The organism is Streptomyces sp. A0642 (assembly GCF_004795105.1).
Taxonomy (GTDB): Bacteria; Actinomycetota; Actinomycetes; order Streptomycetales; family Streptomycetaceae; genus Streptomyces.
In genome coordinates, this window is sequence record NZ_SSBL01000070.1 from 1 (window position 1) to 1,563 (window position 1,563).

A 1,563-nucleotide genomic window follows, 5' to 3' on the forward strand; every position below is an offset into this window, starting at 1 on the left:
AGTCGCGGGCGTGGCCGGTGCGGGATCGTCCGCGTCGGGTGGGGGTGTCGTCGTTCGGTCTGAGTGGGACGAACGCGCATGTGATCGTGGAGCAGGCTCCGGTGGTGGAGGAGCCGGAGACGGCCGGCGCGGTCGAACTGCCGGTGGTGCCGGTGCTGTTGTCGGCGCGGAGTGAGGCGGGTCTGTCCGCGCAGGCCGGGAAGCTGCTGGAGCGGCTGGGAGATGCCGCGTCCGTGTTGGATGTCGGGTTCTCGTCGGTGGTGTCGCGTGCGGTGCTGGAGCATCGCGCGGTGGTCGCGGCGGCGGATCGTGAGGAGTTGGTGCGGGGTCTGACCGCGCTGGCTGAGGGCGGGGTTGAGGCGTCGGTGGTGCGGGGGACGGCACGTCCGGCGGGCAAGGTCGCTTTCCTCTTCACGGGTCAGGGTGCGCAGCGGCTCGGTATGGGCCGGGAGCTGTATGAGGCGTATCCCGTGTTCGCGGAGGCCTTCGACGCAGTCGTAGGTGAGCTGGATGTACGCCTGGATCGTTCGTTGCGTGAGGTGGTGTGGGGCGAGGACTCGGACCTGCTGAACGGGACGATGTTCGCTCAGGCCGGGTTGTTCGCGCTGGAGACGGCGTTGTTCCGGTTGGTGGAATCGTGGGGAGTGCGTCCGGACTTCCTGGTCGGTCATTCCGTGGGTGAGATCGCGGCCGCGCATGTGGCGGGGGTGTTGTCCCTTGCTGATGCTGCTGAGTTGGTGGTGGCGCGTGGTCGGTTGATGCAGGGGTTGCCGGCGGGTGGGTCGATGGTGGCGGTGGAGGCGACGGAGGCCGAGGTCCTTCCGCTGCTGAGTGCCGGAGTCGCTGTGGCGGCTGTGAACGGTCCGCGTTCCGTCGTCGTCTCGGGTACGGAGTCGGCGGTTCGTGAGCTGGTGGCGGTGTTTGAGGCGCAGGGCCGCAGGACCAGTGCGCTCCGGGTGTCGCATGCGTTCCATTCGCCGTTGATGGAGCCGATGTTGGAGGAGTTCGGCGCGGTGGTGGCGGGCTTGTCGTTCGGCTCCCCGTCGATTCCTGTGGTGTCGAACGTGACCGGTGCGCTGTCGCGGGAGGTTGCGACGCCGTCGTACTGGGTGCGGCATGTGCGGGAGGCGGTGCGGTTCGCTGACGCGGTTCGGTTCCTCGAGGGCGAGGGTGTGACGTCGTTCGTCGAGCTGGGTCCGGACGGGGTGCTGTGTGGGATGGCGCAGCAGTCGGTGGACGCGGACGCCTCGGTGTTCGTGCCGGTGGTGCGTAAGGGGCGTCCGGAGGTGGTGTCGGTTGTGACGGCGTTGGGCCGTCTGCATGTGGCCGGGGTCGCGGTGGAGTGGTCCCGGTTCTTCGAGGGTTCGGGAGCCCGACGCGTCGACCTGCCGACCTACGCCTTCCAGCGGGAGCGGTTCTGGTTGGAGTGTGTGGGTGGTGGGGATGCGGGTGGTCTGGGTCAGGTGGTGGTTGATCATCCGGTGTTGGGTGCGTTGGTGGCGTTGCCGGATTCGGGTGGTGTGGTGTTGACGGGGCGGTTGTCGGTGGAGGGGTTGGGGTGGT

Annotated in this window: 1 protein-coding gene; it reads left to right on the plus strand. The window is 68.5% G+C overall.

Features of this window, described 5'->3' with window-relative positions; translation table 11 throughout:
- Window positions 1-80: 80 nt before the first annotated feature.
- The coding region (locus E6R60_RS36400; protein ID WP_346766106.1) for a type I polyketide synthase at window positions 81-1,563 on the plus strand (1,483 nt) is incomplete at its 3' end.